This is a genomic window from Kaistella rhinocerotis, assembly GCF_030243905.1.
Taxonomy (GTDB): domain Bacteria; phylum Bacteroidota; class Bacteroidia; order Flavobacteriales; family Weeksellaceae; genus Kaistella; species Kaistella rhinocerotis.
The window spans coordinates 146,013-172,811 of sequence record NZ_JASSYY010000003.1 but is presented as its reverse complement, the minus strand read 5'-3'; the positions used below and the strand labels follow the sequence as shown (position 1 = coordinate 172,811).

General features: G+C 43.5%; 21 protein-coding genes and 2 pseudogenes. 17 read left to right on the top strand and 6 right to left on the bottom strand.

All coding sequences use genetic code 11. The features are described from left to right. Nucleotides 1-93 precede the first annotated feature (93 nt). From QEP06_RS10475 to rpoN, 8 genes and pseudogenes are all read left to right on the top strand, one after another. On the top strand, nucleotides 94-1,974 hold the full coding sequence (locus QEP06_RS10475; protein WP_285270207.1) for an ABC-F family ATP-binding cassette domain-containing protein: 1,881 nt from the start codon (nucleotides 94-96) through the stop codon (nucleotides 1,972-1,974). A gap of 36 nt (nucleotides 1,975-2,010) precedes the next feature. After that, the gene (locus QEP06_RS10470; RefSeq protein WP_285270206.1) at nucleotides 2,011-3,387 is read left to right on the top strand and encodes an APC family permease; all 1,377 of its coding nucleotides are present in this window, start codon (nucleotides 2,011-2,013) and stop codon (nucleotides 3,385-3,387) included. 156 nt (nucleotides 3,388-3,543) lie between these two features. Further along, entirely contained in the window at nucleotides 3,544-5,760 is a 2,217-nt protein-coding gene (locus tag QEP06_RS10465; protein ID WP_285270205.1) for a TonB-dependent siderophore receptor, read from the top strand. A gap of 94 nt (nucleotides 5,761-5,854) precedes the next feature. After that, the gene (locus QEP06_RS10460) at nucleotides 5,855-6,382 is read left to right on the top strand and encodes a hypothetical protein (RefSeq protein WP_251833878.1); all 528 of its coding nucleotides are present in this window, start codon (nucleotides 5,855-5,857) and stop codon (nucleotides 6,380-6,382) included. 121 nt (nucleotides 6,383-6,503) lie between these two features. Further along, a pseudogene (locus tag QEP06_RS10455) lies at nucleotides 6,504-7,064 on the top strand (30S ribosomal protein S16); the annotation flags it as partial. A 291-nt stretch (nucleotides 7,065-7,355) separates the two neighbouring features. Continuing rightward, a complete protein-coding gene (gene rimM, locus QEP06_RS10450) occupies nucleotides 7,356-7,898 on the top strand; it encodes a ribosome maturation factor RimM (RefSeq protein ID WP_285270204.1) in 543 nt (180 codons plus the stop codon). 248 nt (nucleotides 7,899-8,146) lie between these two features. After that, nucleotides 8,147-9,592 carry an asparagine--tRNA ligase gene (gene asnS, locus QEP06_RS10445; protein ID WP_285270203.1) on the top strand — a complete coding sequence of 482 codons (1,446 nt, stop codon included), beginning with the start codon at nucleotides 8,147-8,149 and terminating at the stop codon, nucleotides 9,590-9,592. Nucleotides 9,593-9,686: 94 nt separating this feature from the next. Continuing rightward, a complete protein-coding gene (rpoN, locus tag QEP06_RS10440; protein WP_251833874.1) occupies nucleotides 9,687-11,165 on the top strand; it encodes an RNA polymerase factor sigma-54 in 1,479 nt (492 codons plus the stop codon). A 39-nt stretch (nucleotides 11,166-11,204) separates the two neighbouring features. Here rpoN and QEP06_RS10435 read toward each other — a convergent pair whose 3' ends face one another. Next, nucleotides 11,205-11,879 carry a beta-carotene 15,15'-monooxygenase gene (locus QEP06_RS10435; RefSeq protein WP_285270202.1) on the bottom strand — a complete coding sequence of 225 codons (675 nt, stop codon included), beginning with the start codon at nucleotides 11,877-11,879 and terminating at the stop codon, nucleotides 11,205-11,207. Beyond that, complete coding sequence (locus QEP06_RS10430) at nucleotides 11,872-12,366, bottom strand: RNA polymerase sigma factor (RefSeq protein ID WP_285270201.1); 495 nt, start codon at nucleotides 12,364-12,366, stop codon at nucleotides 11,872-11,874. Before QEP06_RS10430 ends, QEP06_RS10435 begins: the two co-directional genes overlap by 8 nt. 161 nt (nucleotides 12,367-12,527) lie before the next feature. Between QEP06_RS10430 and lptB the strand changes: the two are divergent. The 5 genes and pseudogenes from lptB to QEP06_RS10405 all read left to right on the top strand — a co-directional run. Continuing rightward, nucleotides 12,528-13,253: pseudogene (gene lptB / locus QEP06_RS10425) on the top strand (LPS export ABC transporter ATP-binding protein); the annotation flags it as partial. Between the two features lie 387 nt (nucleotides 13,254-13,640). Further along, entirely contained in the window at nucleotides 13,641-15,449 is a 1,809-nt protein-coding gene (locus QEP06_RS10420; protein WP_285270199.1) for an ABC transporter ATP-binding protein, read from the top strand. A gap of 11 nt (nucleotides 15,450-15,460) precedes the next feature. Then, nucleotides 15,461-16,051, top strand: a complete 591-nt coding sequence (locus QEP06_RS10415) for a hypothetical protein (protein WP_285270198.1) — start codon at nucleotides 15,461-15,463, stop codon at nucleotides 16,049-16,051. 4 nt (nucleotides 16,052-16,055) lie between these two features. Further along, nucleotides 16,056-16,706 (top strand): HD domain-containing protein, encoded by a 651-nt coding sequence (locus QEP06_RS10410; protein ID WP_285270197.1) that lies wholly within the window; start codon nucleotides 16,056-16,058, stop codon nucleotides 16,704-16,706. A gap of 40 nt (nucleotides 16,707-16,746) precedes the next feature. Next, entirely contained in the window at nucleotides 16,747-17,352 is a 606-nt protein-coding gene (locus QEP06_RS10405) for a hypothetical protein (protein ID WP_285270196.1), read from the top strand. Between the two features lie 15 nt (nucleotides 17,353-17,367). Here QEP06_RS10405 and QEP06_RS10400 read toward each other — a convergent pair whose 3' ends face one another. From QEP06_RS10400 to QEP06_RS10385, 4 genes are all read right to left on the bottom strand, one after another. Continuing rightward, on the bottom strand, nucleotides 17,368-18,564 hold the full coding sequence (locus QEP06_RS10400) for an efflux RND transporter periplasmic adaptor subunit (RefSeq protein WP_285270195.1): 1,197 nt from the start codon (nucleotides 18,562-18,564) through the stop codon (nucleotides 17,368-17,370). A gap of 270 nt (nucleotides 18,565-18,834) precedes the next feature. Continuing rightward, nucleotides 18,835-20,112, bottom strand: coding sequence for an ABC transporter permease (locus QEP06_RS10395; RefSeq protein ID WP_285270194.1), 1,278 nt, complete (start codon nucleotides 20,110-20,112; stop codon nucleotides 18,835-18,837). A gap of 66 nt (nucleotides 20,113-20,178) precedes the next feature. Beyond that, entirely contained in the window at nucleotides 20,179-21,408 is a 1,230-nt protein-coding gene (locus QEP06_RS10390) for an ABC transporter permease (RefSeq protein WP_285270193.1), read from the bottom strand. A gap of 73 nt (nucleotides 21,409-21,481) precedes the next feature. Further along, the gene (locus tag QEP06_RS10385) at nucleotides 21,482-22,174 is read right to left on the bottom strand and encodes an ABC transporter ATP-binding protein (protein WP_251833864.1); all 693 of its coding nucleotides are present in this window, start codon (nucleotides 22,172-22,174) and stop codon (nucleotides 21,482-21,484) included. 417 nt (nucleotides 22,175-22,591) lie between these two features. Here QEP06_RS10385 and QEP06_RS10380 point away from each other — a divergent pair, with 417 nt between their 5' ends. From QEP06_RS10380 to QEP06_RS10365, 4 genes are all read left to right on the top strand, one after another. After that, entirely contained in the window at nucleotides 22,592-23,566 is a 975-nt protein-coding gene (locus QEP06_RS10380) for a ribonucleotide-diphosphate reductase subunit beta (RefSeq protein WP_285270192.1), read from the top strand. Nucleotides 23,567-23,576: 10 nt separating this feature from the next. Continuing rightward, entirely contained in the window at nucleotides 23,577-23,789 is a 213-nt protein-coding gene (locus QEP06_RS10375; protein WP_285270191.1) for a hypothetical protein, read from the top strand. A gap of 256 nt (nucleotides 23,790-24,045) precedes the next feature. After that, complete coding sequence (locus tag QEP06_RS10370; protein WP_285270368.1) at nucleotides 24,046-25,704, top strand: ribonucleoside-diphosphate reductase subunit alpha; 1,659 nt, start codon at nucleotides 24,046-24,048, stop codon at nucleotides 25,702-25,704. Between the two features lie 453 nt (nucleotides 25,705-26,157). Continuing rightward, the gene (locus tag QEP06_RS10365; RefSeq protein ID WP_285270190.1) at nucleotides 26,158-26,700 is read left to right on the top strand and encodes a peptidoglycan-binding protein LysM; all 543 of its coding nucleotides are present in this window, start codon (nucleotides 26,158-26,160) and stop codon (nucleotides 26,698-26,700) included. Nucleotides 26,701-26,799: the final 99 nt, after the last annotated feature.

Genomic DNA, 26,799 nt, shown 5'->3' with positions numbered 1-26,799 from the left:
ATTCAATTCTTTGCTGAATTTCCCTTCTGGTGCATCCGCTTTAATTATAGTATTTTTGCAGTCTCAAATTTACGCTCAATCTAAACCTTCCAAATGAACTACGTTTCCGCTGAAAATCTCACTAAATCCTACGGTCTTAAAATATTGTTTAAAGACATCGCCTTTAATGTAAATGAAGGCGACAAAATTGCGATCGTAGCCAAAAACGGCAGTGGAAAATCTACCTTGCTCAAGATTTTGATGGGCAAAGAGATTGCAGATTCGGGCAATGTGGTGATCAATAAAGACATTCAGGTGGTGCTGTTCGATCAGGAAATTGAGTTCGATTCCGCACTTTCAGTGGAGGAGTTCATGATGACACTTGATTCGCCGCCTATCATGGCTGTAAAGAATTACCACCACGCGCTGCATACCGAAGATCCAGATGACATGGACAAAGCCCTGGCCGAGATGGAGATGCACAAAGCCTGGGATCTTGAAAATGAGATGAAGCAGATTCTTACGCAGCTAAAAATCACAGATTTGGAGGCGAAGATGGGAACGCTTTCAGGCGGACAGATAAAAAGGGTTGCACTGGCGAAACTTTTGACGGAAACCCGCGCGGAACACCGTCACATTCTTTTAATTATGGATGAACCCACAAACCACCTTGACGTGGAGATGGTGGAATGGCTTGAAAATTACCTTTCGAAAGCGAAAATCACACTTCTGCTTGTGACGCACGACCGTTATTTCCTTGATTCTGTGTGTGATATAATTTGGGAGATGGAAGATAACAATCTGTATGTGCACAACGGCAGTTACGCGACATACCTCGAAAACAAGATCATCCGCGAAGAAAATTTAAATTCGACAATCGATAAGGCACAAAATCTTTACCGCAAAGAACTGGAATGGATGCGTCGCCAGCCAAAAGCGCGTACCACCAAGTCGAAATCGCGTATCGGAGATTTCTATGAGACAGAAAAAGTAGCGAAACAAGACACCCGCAAGCAAAGTCTGGAACTGGATTTTGAGATGAAGCGTCTCGGAAAAAAAATCCTGGAACTTAAGCATATCGATAAAAGTTTTGGTTCAAAGGTTTTGCTTAAAGATTTCAGCTACCAGTTTCAGCGAGGCGAGAAAGTGGGCATCATCGGCCAGAACGGTACCGGAAAATCGACACTTTTAAATATCATCCAAGGGCTTGAACCCTACGATAATGGCGAAATAGAAACCGGAGAAACCATTAAATTCGGTTATTTCTCGCAGAAAGGCCTTACGTATAAAGAAGATGAGCGTGTGATTGATTTCATTAAAGAAATCGGTGAGAATTTCCCGCTCGCGAACGGACGCACAATTTCGGCGTCGCAGTTTTTGCGGTTGTTTTTATTTGATGACCAGACACAATATTCGCCGATTTCGAAACTTTCCGGTGGCGAAAAACGCCGTTTGCATCTGATGTACGTGCTGTATCAGAATCCGAATTTCCTCATTTTCGATGAACCGACAAACGACCTCGATCTTCCGACGCTCACAGTACTCGAGAATTTCCTGCTGCAGTTTCAGGGCTCGCTGATCATCGTATCGCACGACCGTTATTTTATGGACAGAATTGTGGATCACGTGCTGGCGTTTGAGGGTGAAGGAAAAGTTCGCGGTTTCGTAGGTAATTTCTCCGAATATCGCGAAGTACGGAGTCAGGAACTCAGCAAAAAAAGTCCGGCGGCAGAAGCTAAACCGAAAGTTGAGACACCAACGCCAAAAACGGAAGTCGAAAAACCACCGCAGCGGAAATTGAGTTTCAAAGAGCAGCGTGAACTTGAAATGATCGATAAGGAAATGCCAAACCTCGAAAAACTTCGGGCAGAAATCCTTGAAAAACTGAATAACGAAACCGATTACGACAAAATTTCCACGCTGTCTGCAGAACTTCAGAAGTTGGGAGACGAGCTTGAAAATCTCGAACTTCGCTGGCTTGAACTTCAGGAATAACGCATCGTTATATTCTTAAAATGTAATTCAAATTTAATGGAGAAAAACCAGCAGCTCGAGGCCAAATACGGCCTGTTCACCGCAATTTCGATGGTGATCGGCCAGGTCATTGGTTCAGGAATATTCTTTAAAGTTGACGATGTTTTGCTCGCTACACAGGGCAATGTCCTCGCGGGACTGTTAGGTTTTGTAATTGTCGGGATCAGCGTGGTTTTCGGTGCTATTTCGATGTCGAATTATGCCGAAGTGTTGCCGAAAGATGGTGGCGTGCTCAATTATGTAAATTTCCGCTTCGGTGAGACAGCGAGTTATTTCGTCGGCTGGATGTACATGAGTCTGTTCTATCCGTTGCTCACTGCGGTTCTCTTTACCGTTTCGGGCATCTATATTGCGCATTTCTGCGCTGAATTCATGAGTTTTTCGCCGGGAAATCTTCATTTTCTGCTGATTGGCTTAGTAAATGTTTTGATTTTTTTTGTCTTTAATATTTTCCGGCCCAGAAGCAGTGGGATTTTCCAGCAGTTCACAATGGTGCTGAAGATTCTTCCGCTTATTCTGATTGCTTCTATCGGTATTTTGAGTTTGATAAAGGGTGATGTGGAGGAAACCAATACTTTTGCATTTGCGGTGAAAAATATCAGCAATTCACCGTCATTTATCCTTTTAGTTGCAGCGAGCTTCGTTCCGATTTCGTTTGCGTTTGACGGGTGGTACATCGCGACACAGATTTCCGGTGAGATAAAAAATTCCCGAAAAAACCTACCGAAAGCTTTGATCATTGGGACAATTGCGGTGATGGTAATTTACGTTTCTTATTATTCGGGAATCGTTCTTCGGATGAGTGGTGACGAAATCATTGCTTTGAAAGACACCTATATCACGGAGTTTTCGCGCAAGGTTGCTTCAAACACAGGCGCGCTGGTGATGCAGCTTTTCATCATTATCTCTGTATTGGGCGCTGCAAACGGTCTTTTACTGGCAACCATCCGTGTGCCGTTTCAGTTTTCAAATTTGCCTAAAGCAAAGAAGTTTCTGAATATCGATGTTATCGATCCCAAGACGAAAATGCCCGTGAACAGTGCATTGCTGGGTCTTGCGATCATTATTATGTATATGCTCATCTATTTTGTGAGCAACACAGCGCCGGTATTCACAGAGAGAGGATTCGATATTTCAGCAATCCCGATTGTCTTCATATATATGGTAAACGGCGCGCTCTTCATCGGTCTTTTCCGTCTTTTCCGCAAAGATGTCTTTACCGGAAATAAAATTTTAAAAAAAATCATGGCGGTGACAGCCATATTTGGAATCGTAGTCGTGCTGCTTGGAACTGCCACGGCACCCAACGGAATCACGTATATGCTCATCAGTTTGGTCTTTTTAGTCTTCGGATTTTTGTTGAAAAAGTCCTAAACTGACATTTATCATATTTATAAATTACTTCATCATCAGCCCGTTAGCTTTCAAGAGGGAATTTTATTTAGAATTATTACAAATAAGTTTGGTCCAAAGGCTTTGCTTTTTTACATTTGCATCGTTATTTTAAATAATTCTAAATAAAAACTATTAATGAAAAAGCAGATTGTTGCCGTAGGATTACTTTTTATAAGCGTTTCGGCTACCGCGCAGATGAGTTTCAACCCAGAAAACGACACGTTGCGCGTACAGCAGATTGAAGATATCAACCTTCACAAAACCGGAAACCCGAATACTGCAAAAACGTTCACCACGAAATCTAATCTCACGGTGATGGAGAATCCGCAGCCTATCGCTATCGTGACGCACGAGATCATCGAGCAGCAGCAGGCAAAACAGTTGAGTGACGTCTTACAGAATGTGAATGGACTATATATCACATCATCCCGCGGAAATTCCCAGGACAGCTTTGGTGGACGTGGCTTCAATTTCGGAAACGACAATATTTTTAAGAATGGTTCGCGGGTAAACAGTGGTGTTTTTCCTGAAACTTCGGGTCTGGAGCGGGTAGAAGTGCTGAAGGGAGGCAACGCGATGCTTTATGGTAACGTGGCTGCAGGCGGCGTGGTGAATCTTGTAACCAAGAAACCCCGGTTTAATTTCGGTGGGAGCGCCGGTCTGAATGTCGGAAGCTGGAACACTTACAAGCCTACTGTTGATTTTTATGGACCGCTGAGCAAGAAAGTTGCATTTCGTGTGAACGGTACCTATGAAACCGCTGAAAGTTTCCGTGATGTGGTAGAATCTCAAAAATATTATTTCAATCCTTCTTTGCTTTTCAATATCGGTGAAAAATCTCAGTTAATCGTTGAGGCTGACTATCTTAGAAATGATTTCACGCCTGATTTCGGAATCGGTGCCATAGAGAACCGTGACAAATCTTATTCACTCAACACTTTTCTGCCACGTAACTCCTTTTTGGGAGCTGACTGGCAATATCAGAATACGCAGCAAGCCACGGCTGGAATCACATTTAATCATCAGTTCAATGATTTGTGGACACTTAATACCGTTGCTTCTTACCAAAATTACACGAAAGATTATTTCTCAACTGAAAGGGTTACCTGGACCTACGATAATGCTGACCGCCTGAAATGGAACCGTCCGGTGAACAAGACGTATAACGAGCAGAATTACACTTCTTTACAACTAAATTTAAATGGTGAATTCAACACCGGGAAATTAAATCACAAGATCCTCATCGGAACAGATGGTGATTATGGCACCGCGGATGCGTACGCTTTTGATCTGTCGCAAACAGTTTATGGAACGGGCGGCAACGCGACCAACGGTTTAGTATATCTTGACGACCCTTCTTCCTGGGCCAGCGGTGCAATGCCCACTTCAACCAAAAGAGACAGAACGCGGATCCCAACGCAGCGTTTTGGAATTTATGCACAGGATTTCATCAGTATTACCGAACAGTTCAAAGTATTGGCTGGCTTGAGATGGTCTTATATTGAAAATAAAGATACTGAGAAGAAGTCTTTCGCTTCCAACCAGACAGGACTGACCGCAGGAACTGTGGACAGGGCCTTTTCACCAAAAGCAGGTTTGGTGTATATGCCGAATGACAATCTTTCTGTTTTTGCCACGTATACCAATTCGTTTTCTGCAAATACCGGTCGCGATATCTACCAAAACTCACTCACACCTTCCATCATCGACCAGTTCGAGTTGGGTATGAAAAAGAATTTCTGGAACAATACGGTAGCTTTGAACCTTTCGCTTTACCAGATTGAAAACCGAAACTTTTACCAAATGGCGGAATTTAATGCTCAGGGTCAGGTTAATAACGATTCCACCATTAAAGAATTTGCCGGAAAGATGCGCAGCCGCGGTGTAGAACTCGATATTACCGGTAATCCCTTGCCAAACCTTTCGATAATTGCGGGTGCATCTTACAACCATTCAGTTTACCTTGATACGCCAGAGGATTTTGGTTATGTGGAAAATCAGCGACTTGTGCGAACGCCGGCTACTACTGCGAACGCATCTGTTTTTTACACATTTACCCAATATGTTGAAGGTTTGAGACTTGGTGCCAGCGTTTATTTTGTGGGTGACAGAATCGCGGGTTGGAATGATACCAAAGAAACCATCGATACGCGAAACGGCGTTTCAAGACTGTTGCCGATTGATGATTATGCCACTGTTGCATTGTCTGCAGGGTACGACTGGAAGAAATTTGGCGTGATGGCCAAAGTAGGAAACCTGTTCGACACGGTGAATTATAACTATCACGAAAACTATTCGGTGAACCCGATCACGCCGAGGAATTTTTATCTCACATTTACTTACAAGCTTTAAGAAAAAACAAATATCAAATTAAATTCAGCGATAAATAGTGGAAATTCAGGTTTCCACTTTTATCATTAAAAGTCAAATTAAACATTAAAAAACTATGGAATCTAAAAAGAAAAAACAGAATGTGAAGGCTACGATGCGCATCCTGCACCGTTATTTAGGCTATTTTACGGCCGGGATCATGGCGGTTTACGCGATCAGCGGTGTTTTACTCATTTACCGCGACACCAATTTCCTTAAAAAAGAGAACAAGTATGAAGTGGTTCTGAGACCAAGCCTTACCGAAAAGGAACTCGCAAAGGAAATCAAAATGCGAAACGTAGAATTCAAAGGCAGTGAAGGCGATCTAAGAAAATTTGAGCAGGGAACATACAACGTAAAGACCGGCGAGGCAAAATATTCTAAAATGCAACTTCCGTACGTGCTCGAAAAGTTCAATGAACTGCACAAATCCACCTCCAAACACCGCTATGCCTCACTCAATACGCTTTTCGGGCTGGTGCTGTTCTTTTTCGTGATTTCATCCTTTTGGATGTTTAATTTCAAATCAAAAGCGTTCCGCCGTGGGATGATCTATGCGGGCATCGGCTTTGTGCTGTCGCTCATCATGGTGTTCTTCCAGTAGGCTGCGGCTGTGTGATTCAGTTTAATTTAAATAGAAATCAGCGCTGCCGGTTCCGATAAATTAATTATCTTTGCACACTTAATAATAAAACAGGGACGAGTTCCCACAAAATCAAACATTTATGTCAGTAAAAATCAGATTACAAAGACACGGTAAAAAAGGAAAACCTTTTTTCCACATCGTAGTTGCAGATGCAAGAGCAAAAAGAGATGGTAAATTCATCGAGAAATTGGGTACTTACAACCCCGTTACAAACCCTGCAATCATCGAGCTGAACGTAGACTCAGCAGTAAAATGGCTTAACAACGGTGCGCAGCCTACCGATACTGCAAGAGCGATTCTTTCTTACAAAGGCGTACTTTACAAAAAACACCTTTTAGGTGGTGTTGCTAAAGGTGCATTTGACGAAGCTGAAGCAGAAAAGAGATTCAACACATGGTTGGAAGGCAAAGAGCAGCAGGTTCTTGGTAAAAAAGACGGTCTGAAGAAAGCAAAAGAAGATGCTAAGAAAGCAGCTTTTGAAGCTGAAGCTAAAGTAAACCAGGCAAGACTAGACGCAGCAGCGAAAATCGAAGCTGACGCTAAAGCTGAGGCTGATGCAAAATTAGCTGAAGAGAAAGCAGCAGCAGACGCTAAAGCAGCGGAAGAGGCAGCAGCTAACGCACCTGCAGAAGAAGCGGCTACAGAAGAGAAATCAGTAGTAGATACAGTTGCTGAAGCAGTTGGTAACGCAGCAGCTGCAGTAGAAGGAGTAGTAGACGCAGTGAAAGAAACAGTAGCAGATGTTACGGAAAAAATTGCTGACGCTGTAGCGCCTAAAACTGAAGGTGACGACGAAGCAAAAGCTTAGTAATTTCTTTCAAAATACATTCAGAGACGCCTTTTGCAGGCGTCTTTGTTATTTTAAAACCATTTATATTTGCAACTGCTGAGAGGTTTCTTACTCCTTCAGTTTTTTAGATTAAATAAGAATATGAAAAAAGAAGACTGCTATTTTTTAGGCAAAATCACCCGCCGACATGGCCTGCAGGGAAACGTCTTTCTGAAACTTGATACAGACCAGCCCGAAATGTACAACAAACTCGATTCGGTTTTCGTAGACATCAACGGCATGCTGGTGCCATTTTTCGTGGCAAAACAGTCTTGGGGAAAAGCCGATACGCTGATCATTTCGTTCAAGAATTCTACGGAGGCGCTTGTGGACCAGTCACTTGGTAAAGATGTCTATCTACCGCTTTCTACGCTGCCGAACCTTACCGGCAACAAGTTTTACTATCATGAGGTAATCGGTTATGAAATCCGGGAAGAAGACGGCAAAAGCTGCGGAACCATCGTATCGGTAAACGACCAGACCGCGCAGCATTATTTTATGCTCGATTTTGCGGGCAAACAGATCATCATCCCAATCATCAAAGACTGGATCCTGGAACTAAACCGTGAAGAAAAATTCCTGAAAATGGCTTTACCGGAAGGTTTGATGGATGTGTTCCTGGTGCCGTCAAAGAAAGACGAGTAGATTTTTCAGGGCGATTTTTCCGCCTTCCACTCCCGCTTTTTTGCTTCGCTGCGCTTCGCAAAAAGAGCTCCGTTCAAGTCGGATCGCGGGTTTGGGAAGCAAAAAAAAAACGGGTTGCCAATATTTCGGCACCCGCAAATTCTTCTTTCCTGCATCAAAAATTACGCCGCTTTTCAGTACATTTGTAGGAAACACCGGTGTTGTATTCAGTCGGCCGTTTCAGATAAAAACATTATTGATTTAAACTAATGAGAACCACGATCAACGAACTACTTACAGATTATAAAAAACTTTTACATCACGATATCACTGTGCACGGCTGGGTGCGCGCTTTCCGCAGCAACCGTTTCATCGCACTGAATGACGGCTCTACGATCAATAACCTTCAGGTTGTGGTAGATTTCGAGAAGTTTGATGAAAATATCATTAAGAATATCAGCACTGCCGCCTCGCTTAAAATTGTAGGTGAACTGATTGAAAGTCAGGGTGCGGGCCAAACGATTGAGATCATCGCGAAGAAAATCATCATCCTGGGCGATAATTTCACCGAAGAGCGTGATAAAACCATTCTTCAGCCCAAAAAACATTCGCTTGAGGTTTTGCGCGAGCAGGCGCATCTGCGGTTCCGAACCAATCTTTTCGGTTCAGTTTTCCGTGTAAGAAGCGCGGTAAGCTTTGCCATCCATCAGTTCTTCAACAAAAATCAGTTTTTCTATATGCACACGCCTGTGATCACGGGTGCAGATGCGGAAGGTGCGGGTGAAATGTTCAGTGTAACGAATTTTGACCTCGATCAAATTCCGAGGGATGAAAACAACGCGATCGATTATAGCCAGGATTTCTTCGGAAAAAAGACAAATCTCACCGTTTCGGGTCAGCTGAATGTGGAAACGGCGATGATGGGACTTGGCCGCGTGTACACTTTCGGACCGACTTTCCGTGCAGAGAACTCAAATACTACACGCCACCTCGCAGAATTTTGGATGGTGGAGCCGGAAGTGGCCTTCAACAACCTGGAAGACAACATCGATTTAGCCGAAGATTTCCTCAAATATGTCATTGGATATGTGCTTGAAAACTGCAAGGATGACCTCGATTTCCTCGATAAAAGATTCGCGGAAGAACAAAAGCAGAAACCCGAAAAAGACAGAGCTTCTGAAGGCCTGATCGAAAAATTGCAGAATGTCATCCAGAAAAGATTCAAGCGCGTTTCGTACACCGAGGCGATTGATATCTTAAAGAATTCAAAAGAAAACAAGAAGGGCAAATTCCAGTTTCCGATAGAAGAGTGGGGCGCAGACCTGCAGAGTGAGCATGAGCGTTACCTGGTTGAAAAACATTTTGAAAGCCCGGTGGTGCTCTTCGATTATCCGAAAGAGATCAAAGCATTCTATATGAAACTGAATGAGGATGGCAAAACCGTAGCAGCCATGGATGTGCTGTTCCCGGGAATTGGAGAGATAATCGGCGGTTCTCAGCGTGAGGAAAAATTGGCTGTACTTCAGGAGAAAATGAAAACCATGAATGTTGACGAACACGAGTTGTGGTGGTATCTGGATACAAGAAAATTCGGGTCGGTTCCGCACGCTGGCTTTGGGCTTGGGCTTGAAAGACTGGTGCTTTTCGTAACGGGAATGACCAATATCCGCGACGTGATACCGTTCCCGCGAACGCCGCACAACGCTGAATTCTAAAAAATTCAGTACTTTTAGCCATATTAAGTGAAATAAGAAAACAGCAATATTGCTATAAAAACGCACAAATCACATTAGTGAGACCAGATAAGGAATGTTAAAACAAAACTTACAAATGCGCCTCGGCCAGAAATTAGCGCCGCAGCAAATACAGCTCATGAAGCTTATCCAGCTACACACGCTCGAGTTCGAGGAAGAGCTGGAGCGCGAACTGGAAGAAAACCCGGCGCTGGAAAAAGTACAGGAAGATGCTTCGACAGAAGAATTCCCGTCCGCCGAAGAGACTTACGAAGAAGAAGGCACAGACAGCATCGATACAGATTTTGATGTGAATGATTATATTTTCGATGATGAACCTGCATACAAAACCGCATCGAGCAATTATTCTGCCGATGACGAGGAATTTGACAGCGGTTCTTTGCTCACCGAGGGACAGTCGCTTTACGATTATCTTTTAGAGCAGATAAGGCTCGCAAACATCGAGGGTGAAGACCTCAAAATCGCCGAATACATCATCGGAAACCTCGATAACGATGGGTATTTGCGTCGTGAAATCAAGCAGCTTGTTGACGATCTTGCATTCGCGCAGGGGATCTATACAACGCAGGAAAACGTAGTGGACGTTCTTGAAAATTACGTACAGAAACTTGATCCGCCCGGTGTTGGCGCCCGAAACCTACAAGAATGTCTGTTGCTTCAGATTGAGAAGAAGGTGAGCGCTGACAAAGCGGTAAGTTTAGCGGCAAGCATCCTTAAAAATCAATTTGATGCGCTTACGAACAAGCATTACAACAAGATCATCCAGAAATACGATATTGAAGAAGAGGACCTGAAAGATGCGCTGGAGGTGATTTCAAGACTTTCACCGCGTGTAGGTGGAAACTTTGATACACAAACCATCACGATCAACCAGGAAATCATCCCTGATTTTGTAATTCAAATTAAAGAAGGTAAAAACGGGCAGACGGACGTTATTCCGTTGCTGAACAGCAAAAACGCGCCTACCCTTCGTGTTTCGGACGAATACAAGGAGATCCTTACCACCTATTCGCACGATAAGAAATCGCCGGACCATAAGCAGGCTGCACTCTTTATCAAACAGAAACTGGATGCCGCAAAATGGTATATTGACGCTATTAATCAAAGACAGAACACACTGCTGCAAACCATTTCAGCGATTGTAAAACTGCAGAAAAACTACTTTATCACGGGTGATGAGAAATCATTGAAGCCAATGATTCTGAAAGATGTCGCAGATATCACCGGTTTTGATATTTCAACGATTTCACGTGTAGTGAAAAGTAAATATGCGGACACGCCGAACGGCATCGTTTATCTGAAAAGCCTTTTCTCGGATTCACTCATCAATGATGACGGTGAAGAAGTATCGACTAAAGAGATCAAAAATCATCTGCAGGAAGTCATCAGCAAAGAAAACAAGCGCAAGCCGCTTACCGATGACGCGCTCGTAGGTCTTTTGAAAGAAAAGGGTTACAATATCGCCCGCCGGACCATTGCGAAATACCGCGAACAGCTTAATATTCCGGTGGCAAGGCTTCGGAAAGAGTTATAAAGATTAAAATTAAAAAGGTCAGCAAGCGCTGACCTTTTTTTATAGTTCCTGGTTGTCGATTCTTTGAAGTTCAGTGAGATTTTTGCCGAGTCTTTTAAGTATAATACCGTACACAATTCGGTAATAAACCCAAATCAGCAACACGCTGATAAGCGTCATCACAACCAACCCCACTATAAAGCCGATTAAAGTTGGATGATTCAGGTGGATTGACTGTTGCGCCAGAGCAATGAAACTGAAAACCGTAAGTACTGCTGTGAAAGCCAACAGCAACAGAATGTTGATTAAAATGAACAGGTTCACAGTCTTTTTGAAACGGATGATCTGCAGGATCAACTTTTTCAGGTTAGACTCAACGTGGATCTTGCGGTAGTTCTGGTAAAAACGGATGACGAAAAATGCGGTGACCAGCAGGCTGATAATTTTCAGTACAAAATAGAGATGTGCGAAATCTGCCTGCAGTTTCAAGGTGTTGTGCACGCCCAGTTTTTCGAGCATCTTTATGAAAGATCCGGCATCATCGCTTGAAAATGTATAGTAAATATTAAGGCAAAGAATCACTAAAAATTCTGCGATACTTATCCAGAGGATGTATTTCACGTAGTTTCGCGAAGATTTGTTCAGCATCGCCTCTATTTCGGTGTTGCTGTATTTTGGCTCTACTTTATGCTCCTGCCAGGTTTTTTTTAAATTATCTAAATCAAATTCAGGCATGTTTTTCCATTAGTTGTTTCAGGGTTTTCTTCAGCCGGTTCATCTTCACACGCGCGTTCACTTCGGTAATACCCAAGTTTTCGGCGATATCGCGGTACGGCAAATCATCCAGATACATCATCACGATCGCCCTTTCCACCTGCGGCAGCATTTTCACCACTTTGTACAGAAGCGAAATCTGCAGTTGCTTTTCGTCATCATCTTCCAGATAGCTGCTGGCGTGAAAATCCATCAGTTCATCGGTCTGCGGCGATTTTGTCTTCTTGCGGAAAAGTGTGATTGCTGTATTCAGGGCCACGCGGTACATCCACGTCGAAATTTTAGATTGGCCTTTGAATGTGTCGTAAGAACGCCAGAGTTGTAACACGATTTCCTGAAAAAGGTCCTGCTCATCCTCCAGTGAGTTCGTGTACAGACGCGAAACTTTAATAATCAAACCCTGATTATCTTTGATGAGCTTCGCAAATTCCTTTTCCTTTACACTCAAAACGCCTAAAAATAATAGCAGCGAAGATAAGTTTTTTTAGGCTTGCTTTGTTAAATTTCTTCTAAATGGAGCCGTGCAGATTCCAATGAGGCCTGATGATTACTCTTCCCTTCATATCACTGCTTACGCGCGCTCGGCATGCTTTTTCTTATATTTGCCGTATGATTCTACGCGGAGAAAATTTAATAAAGGAATACGGACCGAAAAAAGTAGTGAAAGGCGTCTCAGTAGAGGTTTCGCAGGGCGAAATTGTCGGGCTGCTGGGGCCGAACGGTGCCGGGAAAACCACCAGTTTTTATATGATCGTCGGTTTGGTAAAACCTACATCCGGAAAGATTTTCCTTGATGATAAAGAGATTACCAACGATGCGATGTACCGCCGGGCCCAGAAAGGGATTGGCTATCTGGCGCAGGAAGCCTCGGTTTTCCGAAAATTATCTGTGGAAGACAATATCCTCGGCGTTCTGCAACTCACCAAACTTTCGAAGCGTGAACAGCAGATGAAGGTAGATGAACTGATTGAGGAATTTTCGCTTCAGCACGTGCGAAAAAACCGTGGGGACCTGCTTTCGGGCGGTGAAAGACGGCGGACGGAGATTGCGCGCTGTTTGGCGACCAACCCCAGTTTTATTCTTTTGGATGAACCATTTGCAGGGGTAGATCCAATCGCGGTAGAAGATATACAAAAGATTGTAAGAAGTCTTGTCGACAAAAATATCGGTATCCTGATTACGGATCATAACGTACAGCAAACCCTCGCAATCACGCATAAGACCTACATCATGTTCGAAGGCAGAATCCTTAAAGAAGGTTTGCCGCAGGATTTAGCCAATGATCCGATGGTCAGGGAAGCATATCTCGGTGAGAATTTTGTGTATCAGGATATTCTTAATAAACCTAAAAAGAAAACCTACGTCTATAATATTTGGGCCGGAAATTTTGATTCAAAAGCACAGTTACAGGATTTTGTTGAAGAAAATTTCGCCGGAATCGGTGACTTGAGACTGATGTACGGCTTCGAAGATGTAAGTTTTGCGTCCCTGTCTAACTCGGAAATCGAACATATCTTTAATCAGGTGGTTGACAAAAACGCCAATAACTCATTCGTTTTTCAGAAAAAACTCATTGGTGAAGCGCTGTCTAAAGAAGAGGCAGAATCTGCAGCAAAAAAATTAAGTACACCTGAACTGCACTATCTCACGAGTTTCCCGTTTGAGAACTGATGTATTTAAATAAAATCGCTCATCACCAACACGCTAAGCCAAAATTAGCCAATGCCGAAACCGTTTAACAGGACAATCAACCTTCTACAGATTTACAGGCAGCTCCGCCCGTTCATCAGGCCGTACCGCAAGATGATTATCGGCACGCTGCTCCTCACTTTTGTAGGTGCGTTGCTGGCGCAGGTAAATCCGCTTGTGCTGAAATATACGGTTGACGAAGTGACGCAGCTCACGCAGCTGCCACATCCGATGAGTGAAGGAATCCACGTGCTGGTTGTCATCTCCGCTGTACTTTTGGGCAAAGAACTGCTGAATATCTTTATACAGTTTGGGCAGAAATTCTATGGTGAAAAAATAAGAATAAGCACGAGTTCGGTCCTGGCTCAATCGGTGATTGACAAGATTTTGCTTTACCGTGTCTCTTATTTTAATGATGAAAACCACGAGTCTGGCAAGCTGCAGGTGCGCATAGACCGCGGAATAGAAAGTTTGACCAAGCTCGTCCAGAACTTCTTTATAGATATCCTGCCTTTGTTTTCAAATGCAGTCATTGCCTTGGTAATCATGTACATGCAAAATGTGTATGTTGGTCTGGTCTCTACCGTAGTTGTTCCCATTTACTTTTACGTGAGTGCGCTTCAGGCCAAAAAACTGGCCGGTGTACGCAGAACTTTGCGGAACCAACGTGAGCGCAAGACTTCAGGGTTGCTGAATCTGATCAACTCAATCATGGTGATTAAAAGTTTCGTGCGCGAAAGATTTGAAGGTGAAAAACAGTATGATCTGCAGATGAAACTGATGGACAGCCAACTCTTTACACGCCGGACAAACTTTATCTATGATGGCCTGAAGACTTTCATCGAACAGTTTGGTGTGGTACTGATCATTTTGCTTACCGTGTTTTTGGTACTCGACCAGCAGATGACCATTGGCGCGATTATGCTGCACATCCTGCTTTTCAACAATGTTTCCGCCCCGATACGTCAACTGCATCGAATTTATGACGATATGAACGATGCAATGATCTACGCTGAAGGTTTCTTTGACATCCTGGAAGCTGACGACCAGACGGAGCCAAACGGTACTTTTGAAGCCGTAGAGTTGCACGGAAAATTTGAACTGAAAAATGTAAACTTCACGTATCCCAACGGCATGGCCGCGCTGAAGGATGTCTCAATGCTCATCGAAAACGGCAAAACTACTGCACTCGTCGGACTTAGCGGTGCGGGTAAATCGACGGTCATCAATCTTCTGTGTAAATTTTATCTTCCTACCTCCGGCGAGATTTTGCTTGATGATACGCCGCTAAACGATTTTGAAAATGCCGCATTGCGTGATGACATCGGTTTAGTGTTGCAAAAAAACCATATTTTTCAGGGCAGTATAGAGGACAATATCCGTTACGGAAACATGGACGCCACCTTTGAAGAAATTGTTCAGGCGGCGAAAAAAGCTTATCTGCACGACCAGATTTTAGATCTTCCGGAGCAATACCGCCACGATGCGACCCAGCTTTCCGGTGGGCAACAGCAGAGAATCGCGATTGCGCGGCTGTTTCTGAAAGATCCACCAATCATATTTCTGGATGAACCTACAGCAAGCCTCGATGCGATTGCTACGGAACAGATCAAAAACTCGCTTGATGCGATAAAACAGGGCCGAACCGTTGTGATCATTTCGCATTCGCTGTCGCAAATTCTGGATGCAGACCGAATTTACGTGATGAAAAAAGGCGAAGTGGCGGAAAATGGCACTCATGACGAGCTGATGGCGATGAACGGCGTTTACCGCGAGATTTTTGATGCGTCCGCCCGCAGCCTTAACCTGGATAAACTTGTAAGTTCGTTCCGGGAAAATTAAAATATTTAAAAATGAAAAGTTTAGATACAATGAAAATAAACTGGATAGTAGGCCTGATGCTTTTTGGCGTCATCTCCTGCAACAAAATTGAGGAAACGGTCTCGCAAACCGTTACTACTGCGAAAGAAAAAGCGCAGCAGAAAACCAATGAACTCGTGCAGGAAACCATTTCGCAGCAAGTCGGGAAGATGGTGGGCGCAGAAAACATCGCTTTCACTGAAGTTTTTCCGAACAGTATGCTCACCCTTGAAAACGAAGTAGGTAAAAAACTGGCTTTCCCGAACGGAACACCTTTTTATTTATTTAAATATAAAACCCAAGACAAAGATTTACTGCTAAAAACGCTGGTAGAACAACCTACAATGGATGAATCACAATCGAAAACCGAATATGAGAAAGTGGACGGATCGGGAATCATCGAAAAGATCACATTTTTCGAAAAGTTTTTGCCCGCGAACAGCATTGACCTCAGTTTTATAAACGAAATCAAGACAGACCGCGGGATGCAGTATTATAAGATAAAGCGTTTCCCGAACGCCAGCACCGTGATTTACAGTCCGAAAACCAACCAGGTTTACCACTTTGTGGAAGTGAAAAAGTAGGTTTATGGCGCAGCAGCTTATCAGTAAGACATGTGATTTCGTAAAGCACAAACTGGATGGGGCAGAAGCGGGACATGATTGGTTTCATGTAGAGCGCGTCTGGAAAATTACAAAGATCATCGCACATCACGAGGTTTGCGACACTTTGGTGGTAGAGCTTTCAGCATTGCTGCACGATATCGCTGACCCAAAATTCCACGCGGGTGACGAAACATTGGCTTTAAAGATTTCATCTGAATTTTTGGAAAGAGAAGGTGTGGATCCGGATACAATTGAGAAGGTATTATTTATCATTAAAAATATTTCGTTCAAAAACAGGGGCGAACTCCCGGCCGATCTGCCGATCGAACTGAAAATAGTGCAGGACGCGGACCGTCTTGATGCGATAGGCGCCATAGGTATCGCGCGGACGTTTAATTTTGGAGGCTTTAAAAATAATTTAATGTATCATCCGGATATTCCTCCCAAACTGAATATTTCTAAGGACGAATACAAGAAAAATTCGGGCACCACGATCAATCATTTTTACGAAAAATTGCTTTTGCTGAAGGATTTGATGCATACTGCCAAAGCCAGGGAACTCGCCAGCGAGCGCCATGCTTTTATGGTAAGTTTCCTCCAGCAGTTTTACCGCGAATGGCGCGTCGACCAATAAGAATACACAAAAATTTAGATTTATAATTTAATTTTACAGGATGGTTTATCTCTTCCTTCTTTTATTTGTAATGCTTTCTGCGGCGCTGATGTCAACGGTTCTGAAGACCGGAAGGCTGAGATTTTGGGGGCGGATGTTCCGCCTTTTTGTGGTTTTATTTTCTGCGGGCGTTTTTGCTTACTATTTTATCAGCCGTAGTCTTCCGCATTTTCGTGAAGATGCGCTAACGGTGCAAATCATCAATAAATTACCTTTTCCGCTCGATTTTTATGTGGTGAGGGTAGACACAATTGATGGTTCCAAATCGTTTGAAACACTACATCCTGGCGACATCCGAAGTGAGTTTTACCGCATTGAGTATCTCGACATGAAGAATTCTGATGAATTTTGGGTGGCGGGATTTTTAGGTCCGAAGAATATGGTCTATTTCTCGCAGCATCCCATTCCAAATAAAAACGAAGACCAGATCGTGGAAATACAGAATTACACGAACGACAATCCTAGTCTCTCTGCAGCGGCAGCTAAATTGGTAGAGACGCTGAAATTTGAGAACATGAAAACCGCCATTTGGATTACGCTGGACCTGCTTCTGCTTTTCCTTAATTTTACACTTCTGGTACGAAGGTCAAAGAAAAATCCCGAATGAAATCGGGATTTTTTTTTATTTGTTTTTCTTTTCTTTCAGTGCTTCCTTGTCTTTGTCCGAAGGGTTCCAGACTTTCACTTCACTGTCTTTCGTAATGCCCGAAAGTATCTGAACATTGATACCATCACTTGCGCCCAGCTTCACTTTTACTTTTTTAAACTTGCCGTCCGGCTGTTTCACTTCTACAAACGGGCTGTCTTTGCCGCTCACTTTTTCGTACTGGATCAGTGATTCATCGAGCAGCAACGCATTCTTCTGTGAACTCAGGATGATTTCGCCGTTGGCCGAAAAACCTGCACGGATGTATTCGTTGGTTTTATTAAAAACATCACCTTCCACAGGGAATTTAATAGTTCCGTTCTCGTCTTTACCTTTTGGCGCGATCATAGTGACGCGGCCCGGGAAAGATTTATTCTGCAGTGCGCCGATCACCACGTTCATTTCCATGCCTTCTTTCAGTTTTCCGGCCTGCGCTTCATCTATTGTCCCCTGAAAGATCAATGAATTAAGATTAGCGATGGAGGCGATGGTGGTTCCGGCATTGAAAGAGTTGGCTTCAATCACCTGGCTCCCCACTTTAACCGGAACTTCAAGTACGGTACCGTTGGCTTTTGAGCGGATTTGGGTGGTGGCGAGGCCGGCCAATTCAGGTGTGGCGCCGGTACGGGCAATCTGAAGGCTTTTCTGTGCGGTCTGCAACTGTTGCTGCGCGTTTCTCAGTTGTTGTTGTGTGCTTACAAGTTGTTGCTGTGCCGTGATGTATTCCTGTTTTGAAATCACGCCCTGCGCATAAAGCTTCTGCTGCATCGCAAACTGCTGCTGCTGGTTATTTACCGTCATGCGGGCATTGCTTATCTGCAGATTGGCATTATTTATTTCCTGTTGTGCGGCATTTACGTTCTGCACACTTGGCACAATGCGCAAGGTAGCGATGAGTTGACCGGCGGTTACCTGATCCCCTTCGTCCACCAGAATCTTGTCGATGATGCCGGACATGTTTGGTTTGATCTCAATCTCTTCGCGTGGCACGATTTCGCCCGTGGCCATTACTTTATCATCCATATCGCGTACTTCCGGCTTCTTCGTAAGGAAAGTTTCGCTTTCCGCAGAATTTGATTTGACCAGATACCCAATTCCGGCAAACAGCGCTACCGCAAGCAGCAGACCTAAGAAGATGTAAATTCCTTTTTTTAAAGTGAATTTCTTTTTCATATCAATAGTTTATTTTTTTTAATATTTAAATATTGTTCAAGATGTTCAATAATAATATAATTGTTCAAATTGTTTAAAGGTTCAAATCGTTCAATTTGTTCAATTTGTTCAAATTGTTTAAGTGGTTCAATTTGTTCAAGATTTCTATTTTCCATCTTTATTTTAATGGTCACCCATAGAAACCTTAAATCAGTACCAACCATTAATCAAAAACTCAAATACTTCCAACTCATCCACTTTAGCACTCAAAAACTCTCCAACTCCCAAACTCTACTCAGACCTCAGCGCCTCAATCGGCCGAATCCGCACCGCCCGCTGCGCCGGAATCATTCCGATAATCAAACCGAGCAAAACCATCACCGACATTGCCGCGAAAACCTCACCGTAATTGACCGTTGGGTTATAGAATGGAAACGAATCCTGGTCTTTTGTGAAGAAACTCACGACCATCAGCAGCAAGATTCCGAATATGAATCCGAGCAATCCCGAGGATAGCGTAATCACTACGCTTTCCAGCAAAATCTGGTTCCGCACTTCTGCTGGCTTTGCGCCAAGTGCCCGGCGGATTCCGATTTCCTTCGTCCGTTCTTTTACGGTGATCAAAAGGATGTTTGAAATCGCGATGACACCCGCGAGAATCGTCAAAGTGCCCACGATTATCGTCAAAAGCTGCATTCCGGTCAAAAAACCGGTCAGTTTGCCAAATTCACGTCCCAGGTTGAAACTGCCGTACGCATTCGTGTCTTCCGGCGAAACTCTGTATTTTTCTTTTAAGACGTTCTTGGCACTTTCTTCCACTTTGGTCAAGTCAGCGTCAGGTTTACTTACCACTGCGAAAAAGCCGACTTTATCACCGTCGTTGTACATTTTGGTAAAAGTTGAAAGTGGGATAAACGCCGTTTTGTCATTATTCATTCCGCCGCCACCGCCGCTTTGTTTCACACGAAAGACGCCTATTACATTGAAGAAAATTCCTTTGATGTTAAATGATTTTCCGATTGGGTTTTCATTTTTCTTCGCATCGAAAAAGTTCTTGTAAATCTCTTCACCGATCACGGCAACATTTTTATTGGCCGAAACATCCGCATCGTTGATATACCGTCCGAAAATGAGTTTTTTCTCCGAGATTTTATTACCGATAGGGTAGTCGCCTGTCAGCGTGTAGGAAGCAGTCTTGCCGTTTCGAGACATCTGCTCTGGCGGAGAACCGAAATTTCCGCGGGCATTCTGGGGCGAGATATAATCGATTTCGGGAATTTTCTTTTCAAGTAAGTCAATATCAGAGAGATGCAGATCCGTTTTCCGTCCCTTCGGAAAACCTTCGTACGGGATGCTCGTATTCTGCGCCCACATAAAGATTGAATTCGTCGCAAAACCTGAAAAGAGCTTGTTGAAGCCGTTTTCCATGCCTTTCGCCGCGCCCAGCAAACTTACGAACAGGAACATGCCCCAGCCAACACCGATCATGGTGAGAAAAGTGCGGAGCTTGTTATTCCTCAAAGAATGGTAAATCTCCTGCCAGGTGTCTGCTTTAAAGATGATGTTCATTGGTTCTTAGATTTGCGGTAAATCAGTCCGTTTCTTTTTATCTGAATTTTTCTTTTTTAAATTCTTTTATTCTGCCCTTAATGCTTCGATTGGTTTGATCCTACTCGCACGGTAAGCCGGCACAAAGCCCGCAATCAAACCCGAAAGTACAAGCGAGACAAATGCGGCGAGTATCAGGCCCCAGCCCACATTCGGGTCTTTGATGAAATATTTCTCCAGACTGTCACCGACTAACATTAAGGTCAAAACGCCAAGGCCAACGCCGATCAGCCCTGAAACTACTGTAATAACCATACTTTCCTGCATGATGAGCCCGACTATGCTCTTTGGTTTTGCCCCGATGGCTTTCCGTACCCCAATTTCCTGCGTCCTTTCTTTCACGATGTAAACCATGATATTGCTGATCCCGATGATTCCGGCGAGCAAAGTTCCGAGGCCGATAAAACCAACAATCATCGTAATAACGAAGAGAAACATAAACGAATCTTTCAGGCCTTCCGCCCGGTTATTTACATACACCGCATTTTCATCGTCCGGCGACACATTTTTCTGGGCTTTAAGTTCTTTTTTGATCTGATCACCGTATTTAATGGCTTCTTCGGGCGTCAGATTTTCATTATAGGCGATAAAGACGGTGCTCACGGTGTCCGATCCTTTTTTCATCTGCTGAAGTGTGGTGATCGGGATGCTGATCATGCGCTCGTCCCAGTCGCCACCGTCATCCGAAAATACTCCGACCACCTTGAAAAAAGTACCGTTGATAATTAAATCTTTCCCGACAGGGTTGCCGTCTTTAATCAAATCCCTTTGCACCATACGGCCGATCACGGCTACATTTGCCTTTCGGTCTACATCGCCGGGTGAGATGGTTCGGCCATTTAGAATTTTGCGGTTTTCAATCTTTATTTCGTCTTCATTGGCACCGCTGATCTGGTAATTGCCACTTTCTTTGCCGTATTTCACCATTAGATTGGTGGAATATCTCGGCGTGGAAAACTGTACTTTTTCGGGATCCCAATCGATGATCGCGTCATAATCCTGATTGGTAAGTGTAACCTGACGGTCCGACTGTAGACCGTCATACGCGATCGTGGTTTTTCCGGTTGATATGCTGATTAGGTTCTGGGCATCACGCGTGAAACCTTCAGAAAAAGCATTCTGCAAGCCTTTACCAATTCCGAATAAAACGATGAAAATATATAGGCCAAGCGCTACGGTAAAGCCCGAAAGCACCGTCCGAAGGATGTTACTCCGGATCGAACTGAATATTTCCTGCCAGCGGTCTAGATCAAACATTTTCTATGGGGAACATTGGTTTAGCAGTCCGCAGACTTCTTACCGTTAATTATTATATTTAAAAATATCACTTTTAGGCCAAAACGCGCTGCACGATCATCTCGTCACTTTCTATGATACCGTCTTTCAGGATCACATTTCTTTTTGTCTGTGCGGCAACGTCAGGTTCATGCGTTACCACGATGATGGTTTTGCCTTCGCTGTTTATCTCCTGCAGAAGTTTCATGATGTCATAAGTGGTCTTAGAATCGAGCGCGCCGGTAGGTTCGTCTGCCAGGATTACTTTTGGGTTCGTGATCAGTGCGCGCGCAATCGCGACACGTTGCTTCTGTCCGCCCGAAAGTTCATTCGGCAGGTGTGTTGCCCATTCGGCAAGACCTACTTTCGCAAGATATTCCAGGGCGAGTTTGTTGCGCTCTTTCCGCGAAACGTTCTGATAATAGAGTGGTAGCGCCACATTTTCAAGGGCGGTCTTGTAGCCAATCAGATTAAAGGACTGAAAGATAAAACCGAGAAATCGACTGCGGTATTCAGCGGCTTTTATTTCGGAAAGGTCCTCGATCGGAATTCCGTCCAGTTCATAAGTTCCCGAATCTTTTTCATCCAGGATACCGATGATGTTCAGCAGCGTAGATTTTCCAGAGCCCGAACTACCCATGATGGAGACAAATTCACCTTCACCGATGGTCAGGTTGATGCCTTTCAGCACATGCAGTTTACTTTTGCCGGTATCGTATGATTTGTGTAAGTCCTTAATTAGTAACATTCAGCAGAAATCTTTCAAGATTGGTGTATTAAATTTTGTGTTTGTTACAATTTAGCTCAGTTTTATTGAATGGTTATTGAATTCGCGTAGTTGCGCATTACTCAGTGAGATTTCGCACGTCAGGACAGAATTTTTAAAGACTAAATGTAAATTTGAGTGCAGAAATTGTCTTTATAAAATTGCCGCTTTTCACGAACGCCGGAAACGCCGATGGCTAACGGATTCGCAGATTGTGGAAAACTTATATCGCTTACTGTCAATACATTAAATATTGCACCTTTTCTGCTGTGAACCAAATCTCTATTTTTGTGAACTGCCGGAAATGTGTATTTCATATCTGCTCACGTCCGGTCTCCATCACAACAAACCTTTTACTGCCTTTGGCAGCCTAATTTTGTAAAATATATCCGCTTTGCTATGGGAATTTTTGAAAAAAGAGTAAACTACAAACCATTCGAATATCCGGAGGTGCTGCAATTTGTAGAAGCCATCAATAAATCTTTTTGGGTTCATTCCGAGGTAGATTTTACCGCAGATGTGCAGGATTTTCAGTCGCAGCTGGAGCCTCACGAGAAAAATGCAGTGAAAAACGCTCTGCTGGCGATCGCGCAGATTGAAGTTTCGGTGAAAACGTTTTGGGGAAACCTTTACAACCATTTGCCGAAACCGGAACTCAACGGTTTGGGATCTACCTTTGCAGAGTGTGAGTTCCGCCATTCTGAAGCCTATTCGCGTTTGTTGGAAGTCTTGGGTTATAATGATGCGTTCAACCATGTAGTTGAAATTCCCGCGATCAAAAAAAGGATTGATTTCCTTTCAAATATCCTCAAACACGCCAATTCCACCACGCCGAAAGAATATGTTTCGTCGCTTTTGCTGTTCAGCATTTTGATTGAAAACGTGTCGCTTTTCTCGCAGTTTGCGATCATCCTTTCGTTTACGAGATTCAAAGGATACATGAAAAATGTGTCGAACATCATCGCCTGGACCTCCGTTGACGAGCAGATCCACGCCAATGCGGGCATTTACCTTATCAATAAAATCCGGGAGGAACAGCCGGAATTGCTCACCGATTCGGATATTGAAGATATTTACACACTTGTTGACCATTCAATTGAGCTCGAAGCTGAAATCCTTGACTGGATTTTCGAGATGGGGGAAATCGACAATGTGTCGAAAGAAAGCCTGCTGAACTTTATGAAATACCGTGTAGACGACAGTCTGAGGAAAATCGGCATGGATACGCGATACAATGTTTCGGCTGAAGATTACAAGCCGATGATTTGGTTTGAGGAAGAGGTTTTCGCCAATTCAATGGACGATTTCTTCGCGAAAAGACCTGTTGATTATACGAAACACGACAAGAGTATTACGGAGAACGATTTGTTTTAAAACAATTTTGATGAAAGAAATAATTGAGAAAATCGAAAAACAGGATGATTACTTTGAACATATCTATCAAAGTTTAGAGAACATCTATAGGGAAATGCCTTCAAAAATAGATGTTAATAAAGAAAATCTTGAGGAAGATATTAGCGATTTAAAAATTGAAGTAGAAAAAATTCATAAAAAATTAGATCAGCTGATTTACTTATTTGAAAATTCAAATTTATAGTAATAAAGAGTGTTTTCGCAGAAGTCGTGGGGCGCGAGCGAAGCGAGCGCCGAAAAGTACTTCTGTAAAACCTTCGGAAGAGAAAATGCCCGAACTTATAGCCCCGATCGCAGCGGCATCCTTTTGCGGAGCCCAGCGGAGCAAAAGATACAGCGGAGAGCGGGTACGCCTTTCGGAAGCAGCAAAAATATTGGCGCTCCTAAAAAAATAAAAATACAGCGCAAAATGCAACGGTGCATTCTGCCAAAAGCATAAAATAATGGAAGAAAACACAAACATCTGGTGGCTCAACGAGGAGTCTGAGCAAATGCTGAACCGCGGCTACCTGCTGAAAGGCGAAACCGTGAAAGGCGCCATAGAAAGGATTACCACCGCAGCAGCCAAAAGACTCTACAAGCCCGAGCTACAGCCCGCTTTCGAGGAAATGATCACCAAAGGCTGGATCAGTTTTTCATCGCCTGTGTGGGCCAATATGGGTACGCAGCGCGGTTTGCCGATCTCATGTTTCAACGTTCATGTTCCCGATAATATTGAAGGAATCACGCATAAACTGGGTGAAGTGATCATGCAGACCAAGATCGGTGGCGGAACTTCGGGCTATTTCGGCGAGCTGAGAAACCGCGGGACAGCCGTGACCGACAACGGAAAATCATCGGGCGCAGTTTCGTTTATGAAACTTTACGATACCGCGATGGACGTGGTGTCGCAGGGCGGTGTTCGCCGCGGAGCTTTCGCGGCGTATCTGGATATTGATCACGGCGATATTGAGGAATTTCTGTCAATAAAGGATATTGGAAGTCCGATCCAGAACCTGTTTACAGGTATCTGCGTGCCGGATTACTGGATGCAGGATATGATCGACGGTGATACCGACAAACGTAAAATCTGGGCCCGCGTGCTTGAAAGCCGCCAGCAAAAAGGTTTGCCGTACATTTTGTTCTCAGATAACGTGAACAGAAACAAGCCCCAGGTTTATAAAGATTTGGGCATGACGATCAACGCGAGTAACCTTTGCTCCGAGATAATGCTGCCTTCATCGGAAGAAGAATCTTTCATCTGCTGTCTGTCTTCAATGAACCTTGAACTGTACGACGAATGGAAAGATACCAACGCCGTGAAACTGGCAATTTACTTCCTTGACGCGGTACTTTCTGAATTTATCGAAAAAACGGAAGGAAACTACTATTTATCGGGAGCAAGAAACTTCGCGCTGCGTCACCGTGCGCTTGGTTTGGGAGTTTTAGGTTATCACTCTTACCTTCAGAAAAATATGATTCCGTTTGAAAGCTTCGAAGCTACGCAGTTTAATGCGCGCGCCTTCCGTCAGATCAAAGAACAGTCTTTAGCAGCGTCTCAAGAACTCGCAAATATTTATGGCGAACCGGAGTTGCTGAAAGGTTACGGAATGCGAAATACGACTACAATGGCGATTGCGCCTACAACTTCCAGTTCTGCGATTTTAGGTCAGACTTCGCCGGGAATCGAGCCGTTTGCTTCGAATTATTACAAAGCCGGTCTTGCAAAAGGAAACTTTATGCGCAAGAACAAATACCTCGCAAAACTTCTGCAGGAGAAAGGTATCGACAACGAAGAAACGTGGCGTACGATTATGCTTAATCACGGTTCTGTGCAGCATCTGGCAGAACTTACCGACGAAGAAAAAGCAGTTTTCAAAACCTTCAGAGAGATTTCACCAATGGAAATTATTTCTCAGGCCGCGCAGAGACAGCAGTATATCGATCAGGCACAGTCGCTGAATCTTCAGATTCCGTCTACAATGCCGGTGAAAGATGTGAATTACCTTTACATCGAAGCCTGGAAGAAAGGCGTGAAGACTTTATATTATCAAAGAAGTTCGTCCGTTTCAAAAGAAATGATGGTGAATTTTGTGACCTGTTCGAGTTGTGAAGCGTAGGTCATCACTTTTGATTATCTCAAATAAATTAAGCGTTGTCGGAATTTTCTGACAACGCTTTTTTCTGGCTATGCTTTAAGACTCTGTGTAAAAAAGAGCAGAAACCTTGCAGTCTCCGCTACGTAATTTTTGAGGAATAAAGTTTTATCATTTACAGAAATTCTGCTTCACTTTTAATTTTTTTTTAAATAAAGTAAAATGTAATCAAATAAAGTGGATTCTAATGGTTTTTCGCTAGTACGTATGAGGGATGATTTTTAAACAGAATATCGTGATTTCACTGTTCACTGGTACGGACCAGTTATTAATCAAGGGATTTATCACTTATGATTTCTAAAGATTAATTTAAACAAATGGTTGGTGATATCCAAAATAGTATTATTTTTGAGTTACAAGCTTCAAAATATTATTATATAAAAAAGAAAACGGCACAGCTTGCAAAAAAATCTGATTATGAATAGACAAACCATTATTGCTGCGCTGTTTCTAGGGACTTCCTTATTTGGAATCCATGATCTTCAGGCCCAAGGTTCTCAGCAGGCTACCACCGCTGTCAACATTGTTTTGGCGGACGTGCTGTCAATTGATCAGGGAAGTGCGGCTTCAGGCGGAGCGGTGGATTTTAGTTATTCGAATCCCGGTGATTACAGTTCTGCGAAAAATGTGACCGTTCCAAACAGTTTGGTAATCATTTCGTCGAAAAATTTCGACGTTAAAGTAAAATCCGACGGCGCTAATTTCGTCAGCGGCGCAAACCTTATTCCTGTAGATGTTTTAAAGATAGAAGCAGCGCCCAGCGGCAACCTTTCCGGAACGCTGAAGGAAGTTACGCTATCCGCCATCGATCAGGTTTTGGTAAGTAATGCTTCATTAGGATCAACGCAGTCTTTAAATATCAACTACTCAATCTCCGCAGAAAAAGCTTCACAGATACTATTGGGAAAACCCAAAGGTACATACATCCAGAAAGTAACTTATACCGCGACTGCATTATAGTATAACGCCGAAAAAAAATTAAACCCTCAGCACAGTGATGCTGAGGGTTTTTTTTTATTCAGCGGTCCGTGTAGTTTTTTTACTACATCAAGTTCCATT